We start from the raw sequence: 24,356 nt of genomic DNA on the forward strand, positions 1-24,356 counted from the left end.
ATTAAAAATGGCGGCCCGTTTCCGGTGCCGCCATTTTTGTATCAGGCGCGTGCCGCAATTTCAGATAAGCGGCGCATCAGGCGTTTAACGCCGTCCAATCGGTCCATCGGGCCATCCCAGCCTGCGGTATAGACAATTTTATGGTCGGGCCGCAAACGAGCCACACCAACCTGTTGCTGAATAAAGCCAATCAAACCAGCAGGATTGGGGAATTCGTTATTGTGAAGCGTGATCAAGGCCCCCTTGGGCCCGGCATCAAGTTTCTCAATATTGGAAGCCCGGCACCACAGCTTGATTGTCACCACATCCAGCAAATTTTCGACTTCCTTGGGCAATTTGCCAAAACGGTCGATCATTTCTGCGCCAAACTGATCCACTTCTTCGCGGGTGCGCAATTCAGACAAACGGCGATAAAGGCCCAAGCGTACCCCCAAGTCTGGCACATAACGATCGGGGATCAAAACCGGCATCCCGATATTGATTTGCGGTACAAACCCGGCATCGGCGGCATCCTCGATTTCGCCTTTGGCCTCTGCCACGGCTTCTTCGATCATTTGCTGATAAAGTTCGATCCCGACTTCCTTGATATGGCCCGATTGTTCTTCACCCAGAAGATTACCAGCCCCGCGAATATCAAGGTCATGGGATGCCAGGTTAAAACCGGCCCCCAGACTGTCGAGGGTCTGCATAACTTCAAGCCGCTTCATCGCCGTTGCCGTCAGTTTTTTGCCATTCGGCAGCGTCAAATAGGCATAAGCCCGCTGTTTGGAACGACCAATCCGCCCGCGCAGCTGGTAAAGCTGTGCCAGACCGAACATATCGGCCCGATGCAAAATCATGGTATTGGCATTGGGCACATCAATGCCCGATTCGATGATGTTGGTGGCCAGCAGCAAATCGAATTTGCGTTCGACAAAGTTGGTCATGACCTGTTCAAGATCACGCGCCCCCATTTGCCCATGGGCAATGTCAAACTTGATTTCGGGAACCAGCGTTTCAAGTTCCTTTGCCACCCGGCCAATATCGGACACCCTTGGACAAACGTAAAAAATCTGCCCGCCGCGATGACGTTCGCGCAAAATGGCTTCGCGCACCACAACCGGGTCATAAGGCGTGATATAGGTTCGTACGGCCAAACGGTCCACCGGCGGGGTCGCAATGATCGACAGTTCCTTAACCCCGGTCAGGGCCAGTTGCAAGGTGCGCGGAATGGGCGTTGCGGTTAAGGTCAGCACATGAACGTCGGTTTTAAGTTCTTTCAGGCGTTCCTTGTGCTTGACACCAAAATGCTGTTCTTCATCGACAATCAGCAAGCCAAGATCTTTAAACTTTACGCCCTGCCCCAAAAGCGCGTGGGTGCCACACACAATATCAACATGGCCACTTTCAAGGTTGTCTTTCACCAGCTTGGCGTTCTTGCCGGTTACCAGGCGCGAAAGCTGTTCGACCCGAACGGGTAAATCGTTAAACCGTTCCTTGAAATTCAGGTAATGCTGGCGACACAGCAATGTGGTTGGGGCAACAATGGCAACCTGTTTGCCCGACATAACAGCAGCAAACGCGGCGCGCAGGGCAACCTCGGTTTTGCCAAAACCAACATCGCCACATACCAGCCGGTCCATTGGTTTGCCTGCCGATAAATCACCCAGTGTATCTTCGATGGCGCGGGCCTGGTCTTCGGTTTCGGTAAAGGGAAACCGGGCACAAAATTCATCATAGGCGCCTTCGGGCACGGTCAAGGCTTCGCCCTTGCGCAAATGGCGGGCAGCAGCCACCTTGATCAGCTTGTCGGCCATATCGCGAATACGTTCGCGCAGTTTGGCCTTACGGGCCTGCCATGCGGCACCGCCAAGACGGTCCAGGATCGACAAGCCCTCGTCCGATCCGTAACGCGACAGAACTTCAATATTTTCGACTGGCACAAACAGCTTGTCGCCACCGTCATATTCAAGTTGCAGGCAATCATGCGGGGCACCACCAGCCGTAACCGTCATCAGGCCCAAATAACGGCCGATCCCGTGTTCGATATGAACAACAAGGTCGCCTTCGGCAATTTCGGACGCTTCACGCAGAAAGTTTTCAGCTTTGCGGCGCCGCCCGCCGGGGCGGCTCATTCGCTCGCCCATAATGTCCTGTTCGGTTAAAAACCACAGGCCCTCGCGGCGAAAACCGTGTTCAATATCAAGGATAACAACGGCGCAATGCTCAAACGTCAAATCATCGGCGATGTCTTCCCAGCATTCGGCAGTAACAACCTTGCCCACCCCGTGTTCGCGCAAAAGCGATACCATACGGTCGCGCGAGCCATCCGAATAGGATGCGATGACAACCTTGTGCTGTTTGCCCCGCTGTGTAGAAATAAAATCGCGCAATTCATCATAAAGATTAACATCAGCACGGGCGCGAATATCACCAAAATCACGCCCCTTGCGTGCCCCCATGTCAAAAATGCCGCGTTCGGCGTTTTCTTCTTCGACATAAGGCGACAAATCCAGCACCAGCCGCCCGGCAAGATTGCGGGAAAATTCGGCATGATCCAGGTAAAGGCGTTCAGGCGGAACCGGTTTATAAACGCTATCGCCCGACAGGCCGCCACCTTTGATATTCTGGCGGGCCTGAAAATAATCATCGATCATTTCCATGCGGTTATCAATGGCTTCGTCTACCTGCTGATCCAGGCTGATAATGGCATCGGGCAGATAGGTGAAAAGGGTATCCAGCCCGTCATGAAACAACGGCAACCAATGTTCCATCCCGCCATATTTAAGGCCGGAACTGATCGATTCATAGAGCGGGTCAGTTTGCGAGACATTGCCAAACAATTCGCGATATTTACTGCGAAACAGTGAAATCGTATCGGGATCGAGAAAGATTTCACCGACCGGCAATAGCGATATTTCACCGATGCGCCCGACGGTGCGCTGACTTTCAACATCGAACCGGCGAATGCTTTCAATTTCATCGCCAAAAAAGTCCAGACGGACAGGTTCTTTCATGCCCGGCGCAAAAATATCAACGATATCGCCGCGCACCGCATAATCGCCCGGTTCCATCACCTGTTCCGCACGACCATATCCCATGCGTTCAAAATAGGCGGTCAGATCGGTGCGGGAATATTCCTGGTTGGTCGTCAGGGTCAATTTACCCCGTTGCATCACATCAACCATCGGCACACGCTGCATTACCGCCGCCGCCGTTGTCAGCACGATCCGCCCAAACTCGCCCGCCCGCTGTTTGGGGTCGGCCAGAATGGTCAGGGTTTCAACCCGGCGTGCGGTGACATCGGCAATGGGGGAAACACGGTCATATGGCAGGCAATCCCATGCCGGAAATGTCAGTATTTCGACTTCACCGGCAAAAAAATGCAACCCTTCAGCCATTTGCGCCATGCGTTTATCATCGCGCGCAATATGCAAAATGGTGCAGTTGTCTTTTGCTGCATCCATAAGTTCGCGCAGCAAAAGAGCATCAAAACCTTCGGGAACCCCGCCCAGCCGGGCACGATCCGTGCGTGTGACGATATCTTTAAGATTATTCAATGCTTTATCTGGCGTTGCTAAGTTCATTAATCATCGCCAGAACGTCGGTATCATAGGCGACTGGCGCTTTTTCCTTGCCGGTGGCCCATTTGAAAAAATCGGCCTCGGGTACATCAACAATCAGGGCTTCAAAATCGTCAAGCTGACGTTCGGTCAGGGCTGCCAGATGGGCATCCATGAAGCGGCCCACCAGAATATCGTTTTCCTTGGTCCCGCGATGGGCACCCCGAAATTGCAGCTTCTTGCGCCGCAATTCCAGTTCATTATCATGATCAGTCATGGGCCATATTCTCCTGTCACTGTTTGCGCGCATGTCCACATATGGCACAATGTCGCTTTGCGGCAATGGCCTGGGGTCAAGGCCTGGCGTTGTAAGGCAATTTACGAATTTGGTCCATGCTGCGAAGGTGCGAATTGCCTCCCCGGCCCAACTCGATGGTTGCGAGCGTGAAAATATGCTGTATACCGAACAGAAACAAGTCTTTGTTCTTCTAATGTTCCATTTTTAAAGCTTAAGTCACAAACGTATGCGCCCGGAAATCCTGTTCCCGCTTTTTGCTGAAATAGACAGCCTGCCCGGTATCGGCCCGCGCTTGAAACCGCTGGTCGAACGGTTGATTGGCGGTGCGCATCTGGTAGATTTGTTATGGCATTTGCCAACCGGTCTGATTGACCGGCGATTCTCGCCGCCCCTGTCGGAAACCATCGACGGGTCGATTGTGACCATGGACGTTTTTGTCGAGCGCCATGAACCCTCGCCAGACCGCCGTCGCCCCTATCGCATCATTTGCCGCACCGATGACGGGTTTGTCACGCTGGTATTTTTTAATGCCCGGGGAAAATACCTTAACGAGGTCTTGCCCGAAGGCGAAAAGCGGATCATTTCCGGCAAGATTGACCATTACCGGGGTGAATACCAGATCACCCACCCCGACCGGATCGGCACCGACGCTGAACGCGACGCGATCCAGACGGTAGAGCCGGTTTATCCGATGTCCGCCGGGGTAACCGGAAAAACCCTGACCAAAGCCGTTCAAAGTGCACTGAGCCATGTTCCCGACCTGCCGGAATGGCATGACCCGGCCTTGCAAAAGCGCCATGGCTGGCCCGATTTTAAAACCGCCCTGTTTCAGGCTCACAAACCCGAAGATGACCGCGACCTTTTGCCCGACCACGCCGCACGCCGCCGACTGGCCTATGACGAGTTGCTGGCCAATCAACTGGCCCTGACTCTGATCCGGGCGAAGATGAAAAAGCTGGGCGGCCGGTCGATCGTCGGCGATGGCAGGCTGCGCCAATTGCTTGGCAAATTGTTGCCCTTTTCGCTGACCGGGGCGCAGCAACGTTCCTTAAACGAGATTAACGACGATATGGCCAGCACCGGCCGTATGTTGCGCCTTTTGCAGGGCGATGTCGGCTCGGGCAAAACGGTGGTGGCCTTGATGGCGATGTTAAACGCCGTTGAAACCGGGCGGCAAGCTGCCTTGATGGCGCCAACCGAAATTCTGGCCCGGCAGCATTTTGAAACCATTGCGCCGATGCTTGAACAAATCGGTGTGACCTGTACCCTTTTGACCGGACGTGACAAGGGCAAGGCGCGGCAAAAAATCCTTGATGGTTTGGCCAGCGGTGAATTTGCTGTGGCGGTTGGCACCCATGCCCTGTTTCAGGATCGTGTTGCCTTTCACGATCTGGCTTTTGCCGTGGTTGACGAACAACACCGGTTTGGTGTGCATCAACGTCTGATGCTGGCAGGCAAAGGAACAGCTGTTGATGTGCTGGTGATGACGGCAACCCCTATTCCCCGCACCCTGACGCTAACGGCATTTGGCGATATGGAAGTATCGCGGTTAGACGAAAAACCACCGGGACGCCAGCCGGTGGATACAAGGGTGCTGCCGATTGACAAGGTCGAGGATGTAACAGCCGGTATTGGCCGTGCAATGCACCAGGGGGCCAAGATTTATTGGGTTTGCCCACTGGTCGAAGATTCCGAAATCATCGATTTGCAGGCGGCCGAGGAACGACACCGCATTTTGGTGGATATGTTTGGTGAGGCACGCGTCGGTCTTGTACATGGCAAAATGAAGGGCAAGGACAAGGATGTTGTCATGGACAGATTTGCCCATGGCGATTTATCGATCCTTGTTGCAACCACGGTAATCGAGGTGGGGGTAAATGTGCCCGAAGCCACCATCATGGTCATCGAACATGCCGAACGTTTTGGCCTGGCACAGTTACACCAGTTGCGGGGCCGTATTGGGCGCGGCAGCGGGGCATCGACCTGCCTGTTGCTATATGGCTTCCCCTTGGGCGAAATATCGAAAGCACGGCTTAAAATCATGCGCGAAACCGAGGATGGTTTTGTCATTGCCGAAGAAGATTTGCGATTGCGTGGGGCCGGTGAAGTTTTGGGAACCCGGCAAAGCGGCCTTCAGGCCTATCGTTTGGCAAGCCTGGATTTACATGGCGATTTACTGGCCATTGCGCGTGACGATGCCAAGCTGATTGTTGATCGCGACCCGGATTTGCAAAGCCCGCGCGGACAGTCATTGCGCTTGTTGCTGTATCTGTTCGAACGAGATGAAGCCGTTCGGTATTTTCGATCCGGGTAACCGCTCAATAACGGCAAATACAGATGATGCAAAATTGTTAAAATAAAGCATATTTCCTTTAAAATCAGGGCTGAAACACATCATGTTCCAGCCCTGTTCTTTATGCTTTTACGATCTCAGAGCGGATGGTTTTACGCGTTTTCGCTCTTGTCGGTTTTGGGGACCGTTGCACCATCGGGCGTATCCTTGTCAGACTGTTTGTTGTCCGCTTCATTGCGCGAAAGAAGGATGGGTGCATTTTCCTTTTCGCGCAGGACGTCCATGTCTTCGTAAGTTCTGGCCGAGACAACCGGCTTATCTTGCAATTCATTGGAACGGCGATCAACCGGGGTAACAATCCCGCCCGACATGACCATTTTAATGGCTTCTTCCACCGTCATATCAAGCACGACAACGTCGCGTTTGGGAACAAACAGCAAGAAGCCCGATGTCGGGTTTGGGGTGGTCGGCAAAAACACGTTTATAACCTGATCTTCGGTCAGGTTCTGTACTTCGCCCTTGGTTTCTCCGGTGATAAAGCCAATGGCCCACATGCCGCGACGCGGATATTCGATCAACACGGCCTGGCGAAATGCGTTGGACTGGTTTGCCAGCACAGTTTCCAGAATTTGTTTGATCGCACCATAAATGCTGCGCACCGCCGGGATACGGCCAAGAATGCGTTCATAAATCTTGATCAGCGCACGTCCGGCGAAATTGGTGGTTAGCCAACCGACCAGTGTGATGGCGATCACGATAACCAACAGGCCAAAGCCGGGGATACCATAACTTTGATAGGCTTGGGGCAGATAAATTTCGGGGTTATATTTTGACGGGATCAAAGGCATTACCGACCCATCGACAAACTCGATAAACCACCATGCCAGGCCAAAGGTTATCGCCAGTGGCGCACTAACCAGAACCCCCGTCAAAAAGTATGTCCGCAACCGGCCAAAAACACCTAACGATGGTAATGGCGGGGTTGGCGACGTATTATTGTTATCGGGAGTATCATCACGCTTGGCGTTCATTTATCACCTTTGATAGGTTGTAGTGCGTTAACACACTGCAAATATGTCTTTAAACATTGCCCGAAACAATATGGCATTGCTGCGACGATCGTTCCCCGACTATGACGCCGGTCGCAGCCTGCATATTTAGAATACTGATAACAGCAAGCGCTTTTGCAGTGCAACCAAACAAACTGTAACCAATGAAATGGAGCCGTTTTGCAGGTCTGGATTGTTGAATATATTTACGACGATAACGGTGCCGTTCGCATCACGACCACCACTGTTCGGGCAAGCGACTATGAGACAGCCCGGAAATTTGCCGCGGACAGTGCACCCGCGACCGAATTTGTCATGTCATTACGCCCGCAATCAGACGACCAATTTCTGGGTCATACTGTTATTCAAGCGCATGAAATGACGGGAAAAATCGTTACCGATTTGCCGGATCCGGATCTTGAAGACGAAGATGAAGACGGTAGTGCCAGGTAAATGACAGACCAAACGGATCGAAAGGACCCTGCCCGCCCCCTTATCGGGGTTGGTGCCGTTGTCTGGCACGATGGTAAGGTTCTGCTTGTTCGCCGGGGCAAGCCCCCGAAAGAAGGTGAATGGAGCTTGCCAGGCGGTGCGCAAGAATTGGGCGAAACCGTAAACGAGGCCTTGATCCGCGAAGTATTCGAGGAAACATCGGTGCAGATTGAAAATATCCGATTCCTTGAAATCGTTGATCTGATTATTCCCGGAAACATCGCGGGCAAACCGCGATATCATTACACTTTACTTGATTTTAGTGCCGATGCCGCCCCTGAAACCATCACACCCGTTCCCGGTGATGATGCCGTATCGGCCATTTGGGCCAACCCGGATACCCTTGAGACATACGGTTTATGGGCCAGAACCATTGAAGTGATTAAAAAATCCCGGCAATTGCGCAAGTGCTGATCCCCGTCCCCGACTACAAATGCAAAAAAGGGCGGCATCGAAATGCCACCCTTGAAGTTGTCATATCCAACAGGCTCGACAATTTGCCGTTAGGCAGCCTGATGTTGTGTAAGAACAGATTCTTGTAACTTTTTGAAAGCACGGGCTTCAAGCTGACGAACACGTTCCCGGCTTACGCCAAACCGTTCGCCCAGTTTTTCCAGCGTGATCGGATCATCGCTCAGAAAACGGGCCAGAATAATTTCGCGTTCCCGGTCTGGCAATTCACCAAGTGCGTTTTTCAGCATGCCGTTATGCAGACTTTTTTCTTCAGAATCTGCAACCAGAGCTTCTGGCGAAGGTGAATCAGATGCAAGAGTATCAAGATATTCCATACCTTCGTCTTTGGGCATCGGCGTGTTGAGAGAGAAATCACGCGCCGCCAGACGACGGTTCATATCCAGCGCTTCTTTATCGGTCACGCCCAAACGCTCGGCAACCTGGCCAGCCTGTTCCGGCGTCAATTCACCATTGTCATAGATATTCAGCTGCTTTTTGGCCTTGCGAAGGCTAAAGAAAAGTTTCTTCTGTGCGGCCATGGTGCCAAGTTTAACCATCGACCAGCTATGCAGAATATATTCTGTCACAGCTGCACGAATCCACCACATGGCATAGGTCGACAGGCGGAACCCCCGTTCGGGGTCAAACTTTTGCACGGCACGCATCAGGCCGGTATTGCCTTCGGCCACCAGATCCGTGATTGGCAAGCCGTAACCACGATAACCAAAGGCAATTTTGGCAACAAGGCGCAAATGGCTGGTGACCATTTTGTGGGCAGCGTCTGTGTCTTCATGTTCGACATAGCGCCGGGCCAGCATATATTCTTCGTCAGCGGTCAGCATCGGAAATTTCCATACCTGACGCAGATATCCAGAGAATCCGTCATCCTGGGGAACAGCAGGCATTTTAAGTGAGCTCATGGTTTTGTCCTCCTGAGAGGTCAACGTAAACCGGTATCGTCATACAAGACGTTTAATCCCGGGAATATTTACGCAACCTCAATCATGTGCAATTGAAACACGTCACAGGCAAAAATGGCTAAATATGCAACGAGAGCATAACGAGGCCATTTCGATGAGTGCCTATGGAAAAGGACGCCTGATGCAAAACTTGTTGTTCATGATGTGTCTCATCCTTACTTTGAAGCAAATCGACATTATGTCCGCCAAACCTGGCCGGACTTAAATCCGGCGGTGCCTAATGGGCCCCCACCCGCTTTATATGGTTAACATATCTAATCCTGAGTAATTTTGTCAAGATAAAACCACACATCCTGACATCAACATTTGGACTAAATATCAAGCTTTTATCGATTATACCCGACCAAACAAGTCGGATATAATCAATTCCTGCAATGTCACGGTAGAAACGATATAAGGCTAAAAAAAGGCAATTTGCTTTCCGGGACAATCACTCTATGTTCACAACGCTGTGAAGCTCTGGCTGTTCCATGATTTTTCGCCGTATTCTGCGCTTTTAACCCGGACCCTGCCCGCCCATGCCAAAATCGAAATCAAGTACTGTAACATCCACTTCTGCCTGCCCGTGCGGCACAAACAAACCTTACGGACAATGTTGCCAGCCTTTTCACCTTGGAACCAGACTTCCGGCAACGGCTGTTTTGCTAATGCGTTCGCGTTATTGCGCCTTTGCGCTTGGCCTGGGGTCGTATCTGGTCGACACTGTACCGCCGGAAAAAGCCCGCGACTTTGCAGACCGGACGGTCGCACGGCAGAAAGCCTGTTGGGTCGGTCTTGAAATCGTCAATACCAAGGCCGGTGGCCTGTTTGAAAATGTCGGGTTTGTCGAATTTATTGCCAGCTTTGTTGAGAATGGTCACCGCGGCACATTGCACGAAAATTCGCGTTTTCTGCGTCACAACGGGAAGTGGTTATATGTCGACGGAGAAATGTTGCCTTAAGCGCGTTCTGCACGGTTTTTGAACGCGCAAACGCGATGATCATAAAAATTTCATAGATTCACCTTCTAATCTGTGCAATACGGCGCCAGGCAAGGCGGATTGCTGAAGTTATTGGCATAAGTAGCCTTGTGCGCCATTTTAACGCGCCAATTTGATCCCATATTATAGGTCTGCACCCAGGCTGTCTGTCCGTATGCATGAGACGGGCAATATAATTCTTTTTTCAAGGACAACTGAATGAAACGTTTGATCACCCTTTTGCGGCACGGTGAAACTGTCACCTACGACGCCAGGGGCGATTTTTACCGTCCGTTAACCGAAGACGGCAAATTGGACGTACAGCGCATTGGGGCCTTTCTTGACAAAAAGAACCTGCATCCTGACAAAATCATCGCATCCGCTGCCGAACGCACACTGCATTCGGCAGAAAAACTGCACAAAACGCTTTATCCCGGCGTAGCGCCCGATATTACAATCAACCCTGATTTTTATAATGCCTCAGCGCAGACCCTGCTGTCCGCCCTGACAGCCCTTGACGCCGAAACAAAGCATGTCCTGATCGTGGGCCATAACCCCGGCATCAGCGCGCTTCCTGCCCTGATCGCGGGCACTGACATGCGCAAAAAACGTCTGTTTCCATCGCTAAAGCCTGCTTCAATCATCATGATCGAGATTACATGTGATTGGCCGAGTTTATCACCGGCATCGGGACGGATCGTTCAAATGGTTGACGCGGCCAATGTGCCGCAGGACTTTCCCTGGCCGGATCGAAACGGTTCGCAAAAACGCAAACGGCCAGCCTATTTTTACCGTCAATCGTCGGTTATTCCCTTTCGGGTAACAAACCACGATAATGGTGATAGCGATTTTGAAGTCCTGATGACGTTATCAAGCGGCGGCAAGCATTTTGTCATCCCCAAAGGGGCGATCGACCCTGGCTTAACCGCGATTGAAAGCGCTGTTAAAGAAGCACGCGAAGAAGCAGGCTGCATTGGCACGGCACTGGAACCGTCGGTTGGGAAATACCATTACCAGAAATGGGGTGCCCGATGTGATGTTGAAGTCTTTGCCATGAGGGTTGAACAGCTCTTACCCGATGTCGAATGGGAAGAATCCCATCGAGGCCGCAAATGGGTTCCCCTGAACGAAGCAATTGAAACAGTCAAGGAAGAGGGGCTGCGGAAAGTTCTAAAGGCATTTAACGACCAGAAAGACCGTTTTGTAAGTTAGGTTATGTGCCCTTCTTAAGGCCTTATAATCGCCCCCTGATTAATTGCAATCGCCTATACAGAACTTTATTGAGCCGCAGTCTGTTCGCGACAATGCTGTACGGCCCAGCGATGAAATGATCGCACCAGTTTCTTTTCAACATCGCGTGCTGGCATCCACAAAAATTCGTGGTCCAGGTCAATTTGGGCGACTGTTTTTGGCAAAATCTCCGCAATAAAAAACACGCCGCGTTTTAAGCGGTATTTTCCCTTGGCGCGGTTATTTACATATTGGGTCGCAATGCCAATCTGCGAGATAATGCGCAGGGCACGCCCGGTTTCCTCAATCGCCTCACGCGCCAATGCCACCTGGACTGACTCTCCGCGTTCAACCCCTCCCCCGATCAGCATGATGCCTTTGGGTGTTTTGACCACACCAAGGCGACCTTTGCCATCGGGAATAACGGCATAGGCACAATCCTTGATGTTATAAAATTTACCCGGTTCGGGGCTGCCAAAAACAGGACCGATCAAATGCGAGGTCTCCGTAAAAGAACGATGTCAAATGACCTTGCAGCAGGACGCGGCAAAGTGAACCTTGTGATTTTTCATATCAACAAGCGTTAACTTTGTAACGATAAAAAAGGCAGCACCATGATCGGTACTGCCTTCGTTTGAACTGTTCTTAACAGCCGCCGCCTATTGATCAGAACGGGATATCGTCGTCGAGATCCGGGGCACCACCCGGTGCTGATCCGCCGCCGCCACTGCGCGGGGAAGAATTACCCCAGCCTGCATCGCCGCCACTGGTATCACCACCATAGCCGCCGGAATCACCGCCATAACCGCCACCTGACGAAGAACCGCCACCGGCGCCACCACCTTCACCACGACCATCAAGCATCGTTAGCGTGCTGTTAAAGCCTTCAAGGACGATTTCAGTGGTATAGTTATCCTTGCCATCCTGCCCCTGCCATTTGCGGGTGCGCAGAACGCCTTCGATGTAGAGTTTGCTGCCTTTTTTAACAAAGCGCTCAACAACATCGGCCAGGCCTTCACTGAAAACAACAATCCGGTGCCATTCGGTACGTTCACGGCGCTCACCGGACTGGCGGTCCCGCCATTGTTCGGAGGTCGCGATGCTGAAATTGGCAATTTTCTTGCCCGCCTGGGTAAAACGGATTTCCGGGTCGCGGCCCAGATTGCCAACGAGAATGACTTTATTGACACTGCCTGCCATGGGTTATCTTCCAAAGTTCGTTGTTAGTTTGCGATTCCGTTTCAGAACCGGCGAATAAATATATGCGGTCAGCGCGCGAAAATCTGCTGCATTATAGCTTCCAGCGCGGTTTGATCAATCCCGTCGAATGATCCGGTTTCAACGCTGTCGACATCAAAAACGGCAATCAATGCCCCGGACCGGTCAAGCACCGGCACCACGACTTCCGAGTTGGAACGGCTATCACAGGCGATATGCCCTGGAAAAGCATGTACGTCGTCAACCACACAGCTTTTGCGTGTTGCGGCAACGCTGCCACAAACCCCACGGCCAAACGGAATGCGCAAACATCCAAGTGTCCCTTGATACGGACCAACCACCAATTCATTTTGTTTGATGGGATCAACGATATAGAACCCGGTCCAGAAATAATAGTCGAACTTTTCAGCCAGAACGCAGCTTACCGTTGCCATCAACGCTGTCACATTGGTTTCGCCTTCGGTAATGCTGGCAAGTTCTTTTGTGGCGTCAGCATAAAGTGCGTTTTTCTGATCCGCGTTCACTGTCGTGCTCCTGTCTTGCTCAGGCATGGAACTAACGTTTCGGCACGGCAGAAACAAGGACAAAATCGCTTTTTGATCAAACCGGCATGATCAAATGTACCGGACAAAAGAAAACCACCCGCGCCGGTCACGGGTGGCTTTCAAATGTGGCACGAAAGAGCATGATCAGCGTGCGCGATATCAGATCCGATGGCCGCTGGCCTGATCAAACAGATGAATTTGCGCCGGATTTGAATAGAGCGTCAATTCATCCCCTGCGGCATATTTATGGGTTCCCTGCATACGCAAGGTAATGGCTTCGTTTTTGCTGCCAAATGTCAGATATACAAGCGTTTCTGCCCCCAGAATTTCGGTTATGCGCACCTTTGCGGCAATGCTGCTGCGGGTTGGGGTGGTAATGGAAAGATGTTCGGGGCGAATGCCGACAACCACGTCACGGTTTGCCTCGACATTATAATCAAGATCAAGCTGGGTGCCGTCGGTTAGCACCACATGGCTGCAATCATTTGAGACGCGGCCATCAAGGAAATTCATCGACGGCGAGCCAATAAAGCTTGCGACAAACCGGGTCGTCGGCGCATTGTAAATATCAATCGGCGAACCGATCTGCTCGGCCACACCGCCATTCATCACAATCAAACGATCAGCCAGGGTCATGGCTTCAACCTGATCATGTGTAACATAAACCGATGTAATACCAAGGCGTTGTTGCAGATTTTTAATTTCAAGACGCATATCAACACGCAGCTTGGCATCCAGGTTTGACAGCGGTTCATCAAACAAAAATACCTTAGGTTCGCGCACAATCGCCCGCCCCATTGCCACGCGCTGGCGCTGGCCGCCTGATAATTGCTGGGGTTTGCGGTCCAGCAATTCGGTTAGCTGCAAAATGGTGCCAGCTTCACGCACGCGGCGGTCAATTTCTTCCTTGCTGTAGCCCCGGTTTTTAAGGCCATAGGCCATATTGGCATAGTTCGTCATATGCGGATAAAGCGCATAATTTTGAAACACCATGGCAATATCGCGGTCCGCCGGGGCCACATTGTTCACCACCCTGTCTTCAATTTTAATCTCGCCCGCAGAAACGGTTTCAAGCCCGGCGATCATGCGCAGCAAGGTGGATTTGCCACAGCCCGATGGCCCCACCAGCACGGCGAATTCGCCATCTGCAATTTCAAGATCAATCCCGTGAATTGCCTTGTATCCGTTTACATAGGTCTTTTCGACCTGCTTTAAATTTAGCGTCGCCATGACTTTGTCCTGTCGTATCCGGTTCCGATGTCCGGGTCCGAAAACCCGCATAATGTTTTGAATGGCTGGTTATTTTTCGGTTTCGACCAACCCTTTGATGAACATGCGCTGGAAGATAACCACCACCAGAACCGGCGGAATGGTTGCCAGAATGGTCAAGGCGAACGCCTTGGGAAACTGAGGGATTTGCCCGCCTTCATAAAGCGACTGATAGACCTGCTTGATACCGATAACGATGGTGTAAAGTTTATCATCCGTTGTCATCAGCAACGGCCACAGATACTGGTTCCATCCCACCACAAACATGATGATAAATATCGCAGCAATCATGGTGATCGATAGCGGCACCAATATATCGACGAAAAACCGCCACGGCCCTGCCCCGTCCAGACGGGCCGCTTCCAGAAGTTCATCGGGAACGGAACGGTAAAATTGCCGAAAGAAAAATGTGCCGGTTGCCGATGCAATCAGGGGCAAAATCAGGCCCGTATACGTGTTGAGCATTCCCAACGACGAAACAACCTCGTAGGAAGGGATGATGCGCACTTCAAGTGGCAGTAACAGCGTCGAAAAAATGATCCAGAACAACGGAACAGCAAGGCGAAAGCGAAAATACACGATGGCATAGGCCGCCATCATCGAAATAATAACTTTGCCAATGGCAAACCCCAGCCCCAACACCATGCTGTTAAACAGCATTTGCAATGCTGTAACCCGACCTTTTGTTGCCGCCGGATCAAACAGGATCGCACTATAGGTCTCGAAAAAATACCCCCCAGGCAGCCACTGTAAACCATGTTGAAACAGGTATTCCCGCGTGTGGGTGGATGATGCAAAAGCCACCCAAACCGGCGCAATCATAAAAATTGCCCCTAAAATCAGAATGATGTGATTGCTTAGAACACGCCATTTGGACTGATACATGACGCCCCCTTAATAATGGATTTTTCGTTCAATGAAACGGAACTGAAAGACCGTCAAGATGCTGACGATAACCATAAGAATGACCGATTGAGCAGAGCTTCCGCCAAGATCAGCCCCCAGAAACCCGTCCTGATACACCTTGTAGACCAGGGTCGCGGTCGACCCGCCCGGTGCCCCTTTGGTTGAAACGTCAATAATGCCGAACGTTTCAAAAAAGGCGTAGGTCAGATTGGTAATCAGCAGAAAGAAGGTTGTTGGCGCAAGCAACGGAAAGGTAATGGTCCAAAACCGTCGTCCCGAACTTTTACAATCCAGGGTCGCTGCTTCCATCACGGATTTTGAAATACCTTGCAACCCGGAAAGAAAGAAAATGAAATTCACACTCACCTGCTTCCAGACGGCAATCAGGATCACCACAAAGGCGGCGTCTCTCGGGCTTTCAATATGGTTAAAGGAAAACCCGATTTTGTTGATCAGAATATAAAGATCACCCATCAAAGGGTTGAACATCATAATGCCCAGCAATCCGGCGACCGGCGGCGCAATGGCATAGCCCCACATCAGCAGGGTTTTGTACATTTTTGCCCCTCGTAAAATTTCGTCGGCACGAACAGCAAGCACCAGGGCAATGGCAATGGAAAGAAACGCAACCAAAAAGGAAAAAACGACTGTAAATTTTGCCGATTGCAACCACGCAGGATTGGCAAACACATCCTTGAAATTACGAAACCAGACAAACTGTGACGACAGCCCAAACGCATCTTCGAGCAAAAAAGACTGGTGAATCGCCTGGGCCGCCGGCCAAAGAAAAAAGATGGTGATAATTATAATTTGGGGTGCCACAAAAAGGTAAGGCACCGCGCTGTGCCCGAATTGAACGCGCTTCATTTTAAATAACCGTATTTAAAACATTGACCAACAATGAAGGCAGGACGCCTGTAACAGGCGCCCTGCGATAATCACTCAGGTTGATTTATTTGTAGGTATCGTGGAAACGCTTCAACAAGGCATTGCCCTGGGTTTCAATGGTATCAAAGGCCGCATCTACGGTTTCTTCGCCGCTCAGCATTTTATCAACTTCGCCGTAAATGACGTTACGGATCTGCGGATAAAATCCCAGGCGATAGCCTTTGGTCCATTCGCCACCTTTTTCGGAAAGCTGCTTGATACCCACTTCGGCATCCGGGCTTTCTTTGTAGTAGCCATCTTTTTGCGCCAGTTCATAGGCAGCATTGGTAATCGGCACGTAACCGGTTTCTTTGTGCCAATAATACTGGATGTCCGGCTGGGTCAGAAATTCAAAGAATTTGGCAACGCCTTTGTTTTCCTCAGCCGGATGACCTGAGAGCGCAAACAGGGCGGCACCACCAATAAAGGTGTGTGTCGGGGCATCGCCAACACCGGCAACATAAGGAAGTTCAGCCGCACCAAACTTGAATTGAGCGCTTTTGCGCAAACCGCCAAAAGAGCCGGAAGAACCGATCCACATGGCAACCTTCTGCTGCAAAAATGCATCCTGGTTGGGGCCCCAGTCGCGGCCATAATAGCCGTAATAACCTTCGTCTTTCCATTTCTTCACATTTGACCAGAATGCCTTCAGGTCCTTGTTATTATAAAGGAGCTTGGCATCGGTGCCGTCATAGCCGTTATTTTCGGTGGCCAGTGGCAGGTTGTGGCGCGACATGAAGTTTTCAAAGAAAATCCATGTGCTCATGGACTGGGCCAGCCCGGTATAACCTGCTTCCTTGAGCTTCGGCGCAATCGTTTCAAATTCCTGCCAGGTTTTCGGCGGGTTTTCAATGCCTGCTTTTGCAAAGGCATCTTTGTTGAAATACAAAAGCGGGGTGGAGCTGTTGAACGGCATCCCGATCATTTTGCCATCAGCATCAGCATAGAAATACCGAACACCCGGGATGTAATTATTGATATCGAACTTCACACCGTCGCTTTCCAGCAACTCCTGAACCGGCAGGACAGCGCCTTTGGCATTAATGATCGTTGCGGCACCGGCATCAAAAATCTGAATAATATTGGGCTGGTTTTTTGCACGGAACGCGGCAATACCGGCCGTCATGGTTTCCTGATAGCTGCCCTTGTTAATCGGGACTATTTCATATTCGTCCTGGCTTTTGTTAAAGCGGTCGGCCAGCGTGTTAACAACATCGCCCAGCGCCCCGTCCATCGCGTGCCACCAGGTGATTTGCGTTGCCGCATTGGCAGAAGTTGCCATTGCCAGCAACGCAGCCGCAGCCATCAGCGTTTTGCGAAACATGATTCCGTGATCTCCCAAATAAAATACATCGCTCGCTTTGGCTGCCCTGTCGCAGCCTAAACAACACGGATGTTTATCCAATGCGATGGCGGATCACTCAAATGACAGTTTTCGGAAACTTCTATTTCGGACAAAATTAATGTTCAATTGCATCATAGAATTTGAAATTTTTGTTCATATGAGCATCTTGAAAATTCAAATCAAATCTAAAATGCGCCGTCAATCTCCAAAAATCAGGAATCTAAAAATGTCATTAACTTGCAATATCAACAATTGCGCCTGTTTTTTTGCAGAAAACGGCATTTTTTGCGTTCAAAAAGTCGAATTTCCTATCTGAAATCAAAACCAAACCGCTTTGTTGACGAATGGACAAATGAAAAGCGGCCCGAAAGCCGCTTTCCTGTACGTCTGTTCAGTTTCAAAATTTTGACGACATCGCTGCAACGACTATTTTGAACTGCGATCACGCTGGGCAAAGACCGACATCAGCGCAAGCCCGCCCGATACCACCATCAATAGCACAGACAAGGCATTAAGCGCGGGTGTTGACCCCTGCTTTAGCCGGTCAAACATGGCAATTGTTAACGGCGCATCAGATCCCACCAGCATCAGGGTGGTATTGAAGTTTTCAAACGACATTAAAAACGACACGATGGCCGCCCCGATCAGAGCCGGTTTCAAATAGGGAATGGTAATGGTGCGAATGGCATCGGCCCGGGTCGCCCCAAGATTAAGGGCCGCTTCCTCCAGGGTGATGTCAAATTTGCGCAGGCGGGCCGATATCACCAGTGTCGTGATGGTTGTGATAAAGGCAAATTGCCCAATAATGACCAAAAACAGCCCGGGACGCAAAAAGTCCAGATCCCAGCCAATGGCATCTTCGACACCATTGGCGATGGCGTTGGAAAATACCAGGATCGAAATACCTAAAATCACACCAGGAATAACCAGCGGTGAAATCGCCAACATATAAAGCAGGTTTTTACCGGGAAAGCGGGCGCGTTCGAACAAAAACGCATTACAGGTACCAACGGTGACGGATAACAGCGTGACCCACACCGCGACAAAGGCCGATGTCCCGATACTGCGTAACAATGCGCTATCGTGGAAAATGCCGATATAGGGCGCGGTATCACCAAAAAACCACGCCAGCGTCGCCCCTTCCCATGGCATCGAGGGAAACTGGCTATCGTTAAAGGCAAACACGCCGACAACCACCAAAGGTGCCGCCAGATAGATAAAAAACAGCGTTACATAGGCACCATAAATGCCCTTGGCATAACGCGATTGCGGAATGGAAGGTATCATGATGGCCCCCTTAGCCGACCGTATCGGACAATGTCTGACGGCTGAGCTTTAAGCCCAGCCAGACAATCAACGATGACAAAACCAGCAACAAAAACCCGAAAGCCGAACCCGATTCCCAGTTAAACCGGGTGATGAACTGGGTATAGATTTGTTCGGTAAACCACAGGCTGCTTTTGCCGCCCAACAGGTTTGGCGTCAGGTAATTGCCCAGTGTCAGCATGAAAACAACAATACAACCCGATGCGATACCGGGCATGGCATGAGGGATGACAATATCGCGGGTAACGGTAAAGGCATTGCCGCCCAGATCATAACCGGCCTCAATCAGGCTGTCGTCCAGGCTATCAAGGACGGACACCAGCGGCACCACCATGAACAGCATCGATGTATAAACCAGCCCCACCATAATGGTCACATCATTATACAGCATTTCAACCGGCCCATCGACCAGCCCCGCCCATTGCAGAAAGTGACTGATAACGCCGCTTTCGCGCAGCAAAATCATCCAGCCGAATGTGCGGACAAGTTCGCTGACCCAAAACGGGATCAGACACATCAGGAACAAAACGCTTTTGCCCCTGCCCCGCATCACCTTGGCAATATAATAGGAAATCGGAAAGCCGATCACCAATGTCAGCGCCGTTGCCAAAATCGACATCGTCGCAGTTCGAACATAGGTGTTCCAGTATAGCGGTTCGGTAAAAAATTCGATGTAATTGGCAAAGCTGAACGCGTATTTTCCGTATGAAATCCGTTCGCGCAGCGACACCATCAGCAAATCAAGATGCGGCAATATCACCAGCAAAACCAGCCATAGCAGCAAAGGCGTTGCCATCAGCAACACGCCCAGTTTTAATCCGCCACCGGCAACAGAACCCGATGTGTTTTTCATGCGACGGCCTCGGCACTGGCGCTGGCACTGGCCGCCCCTGTTTTTGTCACGGCAAAACACTTTGTCTGCCCGGCACTCCAGCTTAAATCAAGTTCATCGCCGTTGCGCAGGCCCGCAAATGCCCCGGTTTGGGGCAAGGCCACATTCATTTCGTGGCCGGTTGTGGTTTCGCGCAACTGAACGCTGCTGGCAGCCCCGTTAAATAACAGGTTTCCAACCCGCCCCTGCATGGCGTTGATACCCGGTGCGGCGGCGGGGCCATCCTGCCCTTTGGCCGTAATTGTGATGGCCTCGGGGCGAACAAAAACATCCATCCGTTGCCCCACACCATGGGAGATATTGGCAACCTGTTCCGGGTCGGTGTAAATTACCCCGCCGCTATCAAGGCGGATAATGGCCTGACCGTCGGCAATGGTTTCCAGCGTGCCCTGCCAGCGATTGCTTTCGCCGACAAATCCGGCAACAAAAGGTGTATCGGGCTTATAATAAAGCTCCTGCGGGGTGCCGACCTGCTCAAAGCGACCGGCATTCATCACCGCCACCTGGTCAGACATCACCAGGGCTTCGGATTGATCATGGGTGATGTAGACAAAGGTGGTGCCAATTTCGTGCTGAAGCTGCTTGAGTTCAACCTTCATATGTTCGCGCAATTTCAAATCAAGCGCACCCAACGGTTCATCAAGCAGCAACACGGCAGGTTCAAGCACCAGACAACGGGCGATGGCGATACGCTGTTTTTGCCCACCAGAAAGCTGATGGATCTGTTTTGGCCCTGAATCGGGCAAGCCAACCCGCGCCAGCGTTTCAGCAACTTTTTTATCGATTGTCGCCCGGTCTACCCCGCGACGGCGCAAGCCATAGGCAACATTTTGCGCAACATTCATCATCGGAAAAAGTGCCAGATGTTGAAACACCATATTGACGGGTCGCCGGTTAGGGGCAACGCCCAGAACCGATTTTCCCTTGATCAGGATATCGCCCGCTGTGGGTTCGATAAACCCTGCCAGCATGCGCAACAAGGTTGTTTTGCCACAGCCGCTCGGCCCCAGAATGGAAAAAAACGATCCCGGCGGTATGGTCAGCGAAACCTTATCCACGGCTTTGAACTGGCCAAATGTTTTGACAACGTCACGGCATTCCAAATCAAACTGGTCGACCATATTCACCCCGAATCATCCTGAATATTTTTAGTTATTTTGGTACGAAATGGATCGCATCTTTTGTTTTTTAACAAATATGGCACCCCCGGATTGATGCCGGGGATGCCATGAAAGATTGCCGTTACTGGGCGGCTTTAATCCGGTCCAGCGTCTTGCCTTCAAGGGTTTCCAGACCGGCCGGAACCGGCGGATACCATTTGATGTTATCAAGGGCTTCCTGCGGGAAGCTGTTCTTGAACTGGGCTTTCAACTTGTCTTCGGCAAAGTCATCAGCCCCTTTGGAGGCCGTAAAGTTACCGGCACTTGCGGTAATTTTGGCCGCAATTTCAGGCTGCATGACAAAGTTGATCCATTTGTAGGCCGCATCTTCGTTTTCGGATTTACGCGGCAAAGCAAAGGTATCAACCCAACCCAATGCACCCGATTTCGGGGCGATAAAGGTGATGTCGGCATTATCGTTATTGAGCTTCCACCCGCCGGTATCCCACGCCATGGCTGCAACAACTTCACCCGAACGCACCAAGTTTAGCAGCGCATCGCCACCTTCCCAATAAGTTTTAACATTGGGTTTGCAGTCGATCAGCTTTTCCTCAACCTTGTCGAGGATTTCCTGATATTTGGTTTCGTCACTATAGGCTGCAAACGGGTCCATGCCCATGGCGAAGGCAAAACCGATCAGGGTCGGCCGTTTCAGGCGGTAGGAAACCTTGCCTGCAACACTGTCATTGCAAAGATCGGTATAGTCCTTAACGTCGGGTGCTTTTTTAGTATCAACCACAAGGCCGCTGGTCCCCCAGATATGGGGCAAACCATAAACTTCACCATCAACGGTGGTGTTGGTTTTGGTTGCTGCCAGCATGGAAGGAATGAATTTTGCGGTGTCAACTTTTGACAGATCGAGCGGCTTGTAGATGCGATATTCCATCTGGGCACCGGCAATGCGATCCTGTGACGGCTGGGCAAGGTCAAAACCGCCGCCACCGGTAGCGCGCAATTTTGAAATCATGTCTTCATTGGTTGAAAGGGTTACTTCGACATTAATGCCGGTTTCCTTTTCAAACATTTCGATAACGTCATCCGGGGCATAACCACCCCAGGTCAGCAAACGCAATTCTTCTGCCTGGGCAGCGCCTGCCAGCATCATCACGCCTGCCAGTGCAGAAACACCCAGCATGGTTGCGCGCAGCGAACCGGTATTTTTAGACATTGTAACGAACCCCTTTGTTGACGAAATTCAAAATCTGCCACCAGTCACGATCCCCACAGCCCGCGCAATGGAGCACCGCCAAATGATATTATCAGCAAACTTTATGTTGAAATGAAACCAAAAAGACTGATTTCATTTTCTATTGAACTTTTCGTTACAAGTTTCGCCATGTTTCCATCAAAACCGCAAGTTAAAGTTCTGCAACAAAATATCGGATGATCCGTCAGTGTTATCCCGGATTATCAATGAAAAAGGGACGGCCCCAAGGACCGCCCCCAAACAGACAAATATCGCAATAAAAAGCCCCTATTCGGTGGCACTATATTTTGCCGGGCAATTCACCTTGGCAAAAGCCTGACCGTTATCGTCAAACAGATGTGCCGCCCCGCCATCGGCAGCGGCGGTAACCTTTTCACCAATTTTAACCCGGCTGTGGCCCGGCGCCCGCAATGTCACCCGATCACCATTTGCCAGACCGACATAAAGATACGTGGAGTCGCCAAGTTTTTCGACAACCTCGACTTCGCCGCTGACCGGGAGGTCACCTTCACGGTTCAGTTCAAGATGTTCGGGGCGAATGCCCAGTTCAACTTCCTTGCCCACCTGCCCGCTCGAAACAACGAATGGCAAAATGGCGCTGCCGCCACCAGGCATTTCGACGGTAACGGTTTCGGCGCTGGTCGCGGTAATTTTGACCCGGGTAAAATTCATTGCCGGCGACCCGATAAAACCGGCAACAAACCGGGTTTTGGGATGATGATACAAATCCATCGGCGACCCTACCTGCTCGACCCGGCCCGCATTCATCACCACAATTTTATCGGCCAGCGTCATGGCTTCGATCTGGTCATGGGTGACATAAACGATGGTTGATTTCAGCTTTTGATGCAGCTTGGCAATTTCGATCCGGGTTTGCACCCGCAAGGCAGCATCAAGGTTTGACAGCGGTTCATCAAACAGGAAAACCTTGGGTTGGCGCACAATGGCACGGCCAATGGCGACACGCTGGCGCTGCCCGCCCGACAGTTCGGATGGGCGTCGATCCAGCAAATTATCAAGTTGCAGGGTGGATGCCGCAGCACGTACGCGCTGATCAAGGGCGGATTTGTCGGTATTGGCCAGTTTCAGGCCAAAGGCCATGTTTTTGTAAACCGTCATATGCGGATAAAGCGCATAGGACTGAAACACCATGGCAATACCACGGTCTTTGGGGGTTTTATTGTTTACAACCTCGCCATCAATCATAAGGTCGCCGCTGCTGATGTCTTCCAACCCGGCGATGATCCGCAAAAGTGTTGATTTGCCACAGCCCGACGGGCCAACAAAAACAACAAATTCCCCGTCTTTTACATCCAGATCAATGCCATGCAGGACATCAACGGCGCCATAGCTTTTGCGGATCTGGTCCAGTTTCAAATCGGCCATTTTTTAAAGTGCTCCTGTAACCCGTAAATCACTTCACTGCGCCAGATGTCAGGCCGCGGATCAGTTGGCGGGAAAAAATCAGATAAAGGATCAGGATGGGAATAATGGCGAGACTGAGCGACGCCAGAACCGCGTTCCAGTCCGTTACATATTGCCCGATAAACTGTTGTACCCCCAGGGTAATGGTTTGCTTGCCATCGCCCGGTGCCAGAATGAGCGGGAACCACAAATCATTCCAGATCGGAATCATGGTAAACACCGCAACCGTTGCCACAGCCGGGCGTACCAGCGGCAAAATCACCGCGAAAAAGATCTTGAATTCGCCAACCCCGTCACAACGCGCGGCTTCCTTCAAATCCTTGGGGATCTGATGCATGAATTCGGTCAGAATGAAAATCGCCAGAGGCAACCCTTGCGCCACATAAACCAGAACCAGCGATGTTAACGTATTGACCAGCCCCAAATCGACCATCAGGCTGAGAATGGAAACGGTGCCAAGGCGAATAGGCACCATAATGCCAATCGCCAGATAGATTGCCAGGGCGGTATTGAAAGGGAACTTGTATTCCGACAAGGCCCAGGCCGCCATTGCCGCAAGCAACAGAACCACAACAATCGTAACGACTGTCACCGAGATGCTGTTGAAAAAATAAGTCCCGAAATCGGCCTTGGCCAACACCTTTTCAAACCCGGAAAGGCTGAAAGTCTTGGTGGTTGGCAGCGCCATTGGTTCGCGAAAAATGCCCTTACGGGATTTAAACGCATTAATCACGATTAAAAACACCGGATACAGTGCAATCAGCGTGTAACTCAGCAAGACCGCGTGGACGATGACAGCACGGGATGCCTGATCCTTGCGAAGATTTAAAGCCATGGATG

22 protein-coding genes are annotated in these 24,356 nt (G+C 51.2%); 5 read left to right on the plus strand and 17 right to left on the minus strand.

The window, feature by feature from the left end:
* Nucleotides 1-41 precede the first annotated feature (41 nt).
* Both mfd and AAC086_RS00150 read right to left on the minus strand, forming a co-directional pair.
* Nucleotides 42-3,539: a transcription-repair coupling factor gene (mfd, locus tag AAC086_RS00145; RefSeq protein WP_339773973.1), complete on the minus strand. Its 3,498-nt coding sequence runs from the start codon at nt 3,537-3,539 to the stop codon at nt 42-44.
* A gap of 4 nt (nt 3,540-3,543) precedes the next feature.
* Nucleotides 3,544-3,819 (minus strand): succinate dehydrogenase assembly factor 2, encoded by a 276-nt coding sequence (locus AAC086_RS00150; RefSeq protein WP_339773975.1) that lies wholly within the window; start codon nt 3,817-3,819, stop codon nt 3,544-3,546.
* A gap of 247 nt (nt 3,820-4,066) precedes the next feature.
* On the opposite strand from AAC086_RS00150, the gene recG reads away from it, so the two are divergent.
* Nucleotides 4,067-6,154 carry an ATP-dependent DNA helicase RecG gene (gene recG / locus AAC086_RS00155; protein ID WP_339773977.1) on the plus strand — a complete coding sequence of 696 codons (2,088 nt, stop codon included), beginning with the start codon at nt 4,067-4,069 and terminating at the stop codon, nt 6,152-6,154.
* Nucleotides 6,155-6,285: 131 nt separating this feature from the next.
* On the opposite strand, the gene AAC086_RS00160 is transcribed toward recG, so the two are convergent.
* Complete coding sequence (locus AAC086_RS00160; RefSeq protein WP_339773979.1) at nt 6,286-7,164, minus strand: DUF502 domain-containing protein; 879 nt, start codon at nt 7,162-7,164, stop codon at nt 6,286-6,288.
* A 198-nt stretch (nt 7,165-7,362) separates the two neighbouring features.
* On the opposite strand from AAC086_RS00160, the gene AAC086_RS00165 reads away from it, so the two are divergent.
* Both AAC086_RS00165 and AAC086_RS00170 read left to right on the plus strand, forming a co-directional pair.
* Nucleotides 7,363-7,635, plus strand: coding sequence for a hypothetical protein (locus tag AAC086_RS00165; protein WP_339773981.1), 273 nt, complete (start codon nt 7,363-7,365; stop codon nt 7,633-7,635).
* Nucleotides 7,636-8,088, plus strand: a complete 453-nt coding sequence (locus tag AAC086_RS00170) for an NUDIX hydrolase (protein WP_339773983.1) — start codon at nt 7,636-7,638, stop codon at nt 8,086-8,088.
* Between the two features lie 89 nt (nt 8,089-8,177).
* Here AAC086_RS00170 and rpoH read toward each other — a convergent pair whose 3' ends face one another.
* Complete coding sequence (gene rpoH, locus AAC086_RS00175; RefSeq protein WP_339773985.1) at nt 8,178-9,047, minus strand: RNA polymerase sigma factor RpoH; 870 nt, start codon at nt 9,045-9,047, stop codon at nt 8,178-8,180.
* 578 nt (nt 9,048-9,625) lie between these two features.
* Here rpoH and AAC086_RS00180 point away from each other — a divergent pair.
* Complete coding sequence (locus AAC086_RS00180; protein ID WP_339773986.1) at nt 9,626-10,048, plus strand: YchJ family metal-binding protein; 423 nt, start codon at nt 9,626-9,628, stop codon at nt 10,046-10,048.
* Nucleotides 10,049-10,285: 237 nt separating this feature from the next.
* Nucleotides 10,286-11,278 (plus strand): histidine phosphatase family protein, encoded by a 993-nt coding sequence (locus tag AAC086_RS00185; protein ID WP_339773988.1) that lies wholly within the window; start codon nt 10,286-10,288, stop codon nt 11,276-11,278.
* A gap of 65 nt (nt 11,279-11,343) precedes the next feature.
* Here the strand turns inward: AAC086_RS00185 and AAC086_RS00190 are convergent, their stop codons facing one another.
* The 13 genes from AAC086_RS00190 to AAC086_RS00250 form a co-directional block, all read right to left on the minus strand.
* Nucleotides 11,344-11,790, minus strand: coding sequence for an NUDIX domain-containing protein (locus tag AAC086_RS00190; RefSeq protein ID WP_339773990.1), 447 nt, complete (start codon nt 11,788-11,790; stop codon nt 11,344-11,346).
* 172 nt (nt 11,791-11,962) lie between these two features.
* Nucleotides 11,963-12,496, minus strand: coding sequence for a single-stranded DNA-binding protein (gene ssb, locus AAC086_RS00195; protein ID WP_339773992.1), 534 nt, complete (start codon nt 12,494-12,496; stop codon nt 11,963-11,965).
* Between the two features lie 68 nt (nt 12,497-12,564).
* On the minus strand, nt 12,565-13,038 hold the full coding sequence (locus AAC086_RS00200) for a GAF domain-containing protein (protein WP_339773993.1): 474 nt from the start codon (nt 13,036-13,038) through the stop codon (nt 12,565-12,567).
* 180 nt (nt 13,039-13,218) lie between these two features.
* The gene (locus tag AAC086_RS00205) at nt 13,219-14,289 is read right to left on the minus strand and encodes a sn-glycerol-3-phosphate import ATP-binding protein UgpC (RefSeq protein WP_339773994.1); all 1,071 of its coding nucleotides are present in this window, start codon (nt 14,287-14,289) and stop codon (nt 13,219-13,221) included.
* Between the two features lie 69 nt (nt 14,290-14,358).
* On the minus strand, nt 14,359-15,213 hold the full coding sequence (gene ugpE / locus AAC086_RS00210; protein ID WP_339773995.1) for a sn-glycerol-3-phosphate ABC transporter permease UgpE: 855 nt from the start codon (nt 15,211-15,213) through the stop codon (nt 14,359-14,361).
* Nucleotides 15,214-15,222: 9 nt separating this feature from the next.
* On the minus strand, nt 15,223-16,101 hold the full coding sequence (locus tag AAC086_RS00215; protein WP_339773997.1) for an ABC transporter permease subunit: 879 nt from the start codon (nt 16,099-16,101) through the stop codon (nt 15,223-15,225).
* 85 nt (nt 16,102-16,186) lie between these two features.
* Nucleotides 16,187-17,485: a sn-glycerol-3-phosphate ABC transporter substrate-binding protein UgpB gene (gene ugpB, locus AAC086_RS00220; RefSeq protein ID WP_339773999.1), complete on the minus strand. Its 1,299-nt coding sequence runs from the start codon at nt 17,483-17,485 to the stop codon at nt 16,187-16,189.
* A 447-nt stretch (nt 17,486-17,932) separates the two neighbouring features.
* On the minus strand, nt 17,933-18,793 hold the full coding sequence (locus tag AAC086_RS00225) for an ABC transporter permease (protein ID WP_339774001.1): 861 nt from the start codon (nt 18,791-18,793) through the stop codon (nt 17,933-17,935).
* 10 nt (nt 18,794-18,803) lie between these two features.
* Entirely contained in the window at nt 18,804-19,685 is an 882-nt protein-coding gene (locus AAC086_RS00230; protein ID WP_339774002.1) for an ABC transporter permease, read from the minus strand.
* Nucleotides 19,682-20,845: an ABC transporter ATP-binding protein gene (locus AAC086_RS00235; protein WP_339774639.1), complete on the minus strand. Its 1,164-nt coding sequence runs from the start codon at nt 20,843-20,845 to the stop codon at nt 19,682-19,684. The genes AAC086_RS00230 and AAC086_RS00235 overlap by 4 nt, the downstream gene beginning before the upstream one ends.
* A 121-nt stretch (nt 20,846-20,966) precedes the next feature.
* The gene (locus tag AAC086_RS00240; RefSeq protein ID WP_339774004.1) at nt 20,967-22,052 is read right to left on the minus strand and encodes an extracellular solute-binding protein; all 1,086 of its coding nucleotides are present in this window, start codon (nt 22,050-22,052) and stop codon (nt 20,967-20,969) included.
* A gap of 306 nt (nt 22,053-22,358) precedes the next feature.
* Nucleotides 22,359-23,477 (minus strand): sn-glycerol-3-phosphate ABC transporter ATP-binding protein UgpC, encoded by a 1,119-nt coding sequence (ugpC, locus tag AAC086_RS00245; RefSeq protein WP_339774006.1) that lies wholly within the window; start codon nt 23,475-23,477, stop codon nt 22,359-22,361.
* Nucleotides 23,478-23,505: 28 nt separating this feature from the next.
* Nucleotides 23,506-24,351: a carbohydrate ABC transporter permease gene (locus AAC086_RS00250; protein ID WP_339774008.1), complete on the minus strand. Its 846-nt coding sequence runs from the start codon at nt 24,349-24,351 to the stop codon at nt 23,506-23,508.
* Nucleotides 24,352-24,356 lie beyond the last annotated feature (5 nt).

This window comes from uncultured Thalassospira sp. (assembly GCF_963976115.1).
Taxonomy (GTDB): domain Bacteria; phylum Pseudomonadota; class Alphaproteobacteria; order Rhodospirillales; family Thalassospiraceae; genus Thalassospira.

Excerpts from the sequence above, each read along its gene's own strand:
- AAC086_RS00150 (WP_339773975.1), bottom strand. The coding sequence starts at position 3,819 with ATGACTGATCATGATAATGAACTGGAATTGCGGCGCAAGAAGCTGCAA.
- recG (WP_339773977.1), top strand. The coding sequence starts at position 4,067 with ATGCGCCCGGAAATCCTGTTCCCGCTTTTTGCTGAAATAGACAGCCTG.
- AAC086_RS00160 (WP_339773979.1), bottom strand. The coding sequence starts at position 7,164 with ATGAACGCCAAGCGTGATGATACTCCCGATAACAATAATACGTCGCCA.
- AAC086_RS00170 (WP_339773983.1), top strand. The coding sequence starts at position 7,636 with ATGACAGACCAAACGGATCGAAAGGACCCTGCCCGCCCCCTTATCGGG.
- rpoH (WP_339773985.1), bottom strand. The coding sequence starts at position 9,047 with ATGAGCTCACTTAAAATGCCTGCTGTTCCCCAGGATGACGGATTCTCT.
- AAC086_RS00180 (WP_339773986.1), top strand. The coding sequence starts at position 9,626 with ATGCCAAAATCGAAATCAAGTACTGTAACATCCACTTCTGCCTGCCCG.
- AAC086_RS00185 (WP_339773988.1), top strand. The coding sequence starts at position 10,286 with ATGAAACGTTTGATCACCCTTTTGCGGCACGGTGAAACTGTCACCTAC.
- ssb (WP_339773992.1), bottom strand. The coding sequence starts at position 12,496 with ATGGCAGGCAGTGTCAATAAAGTCATTCTCGTTGGCAATCTGGGCCGC.
- AAC086_RS00205 (WP_339773994.1), bottom strand. The coding sequence starts at position 14,289 with ATGGCGACGCTAAATTTAAAGCAGGTCGAAAAGACCTATGTAAACGGA.
- ugpE (WP_339773995.1), bottom strand. The coding sequence starts at position 15,213 with ATGTATCAGTCCAAATGGCGTGTTCTAAGCAATCACATCATTCTGATT.
- AAC086_RS00215 (WP_339773997.1), bottom strand. The coding sequence starts at position 16,101 with ATGAAGCGCGTTCAATTCGGGCACAGCGCGGTGCCTTACCTTTTTGTG.
- ugpB (WP_339773999.1), bottom strand. The coding sequence starts at position 17,485 with ATGTTTCGCAAAACGCTGATGGCTGCGGCTGCGTTGCTGGCAATGGCA.
- AAC086_RS00225 (WP_339774001.1), bottom strand. The coding sequence starts at position 18,793 with ATGATACCTTCCATTCCGCAATCGCGTTATGCCAAGGGCATTTATGGT.
- AAC086_RS00230 (WP_339774002.1), bottom strand. The coding sequence starts at position 19,685 with ATGAAAAACACATCGGGTTCTGTTGCCGGTGGCGGATTAAAACTGGGC.
- AAC086_RS00235 (WP_339774639.1), bottom strand. The coding sequence starts at position 20,845 with ATGGTCGACCAGTTTGATTTGGAATGCCGTGACGTTGTCAAAACATTT.
- AAC086_RS00240 (WP_339774004.1), bottom strand. The coding sequence starts at position 22,052 with ATGTCTAAAAATACCGGTTCGCTGCGCGCAACCATGCTGGGTGTTTCT.
- ugpC (WP_339774006.1), bottom strand. The coding sequence starts at position 23,477 with ATGGCCGATTTGAAACTGGACCAGATCCGCAAAAGCTATGGCGCCGTT.
- AAC086_RS00250 (WP_339774008.1), bottom strand. The coding sequence starts at position 24,351 with ATGGCTTTAAATCTTCGCAAGGATCAGGCATCCCGTGCTGTCATCGTC.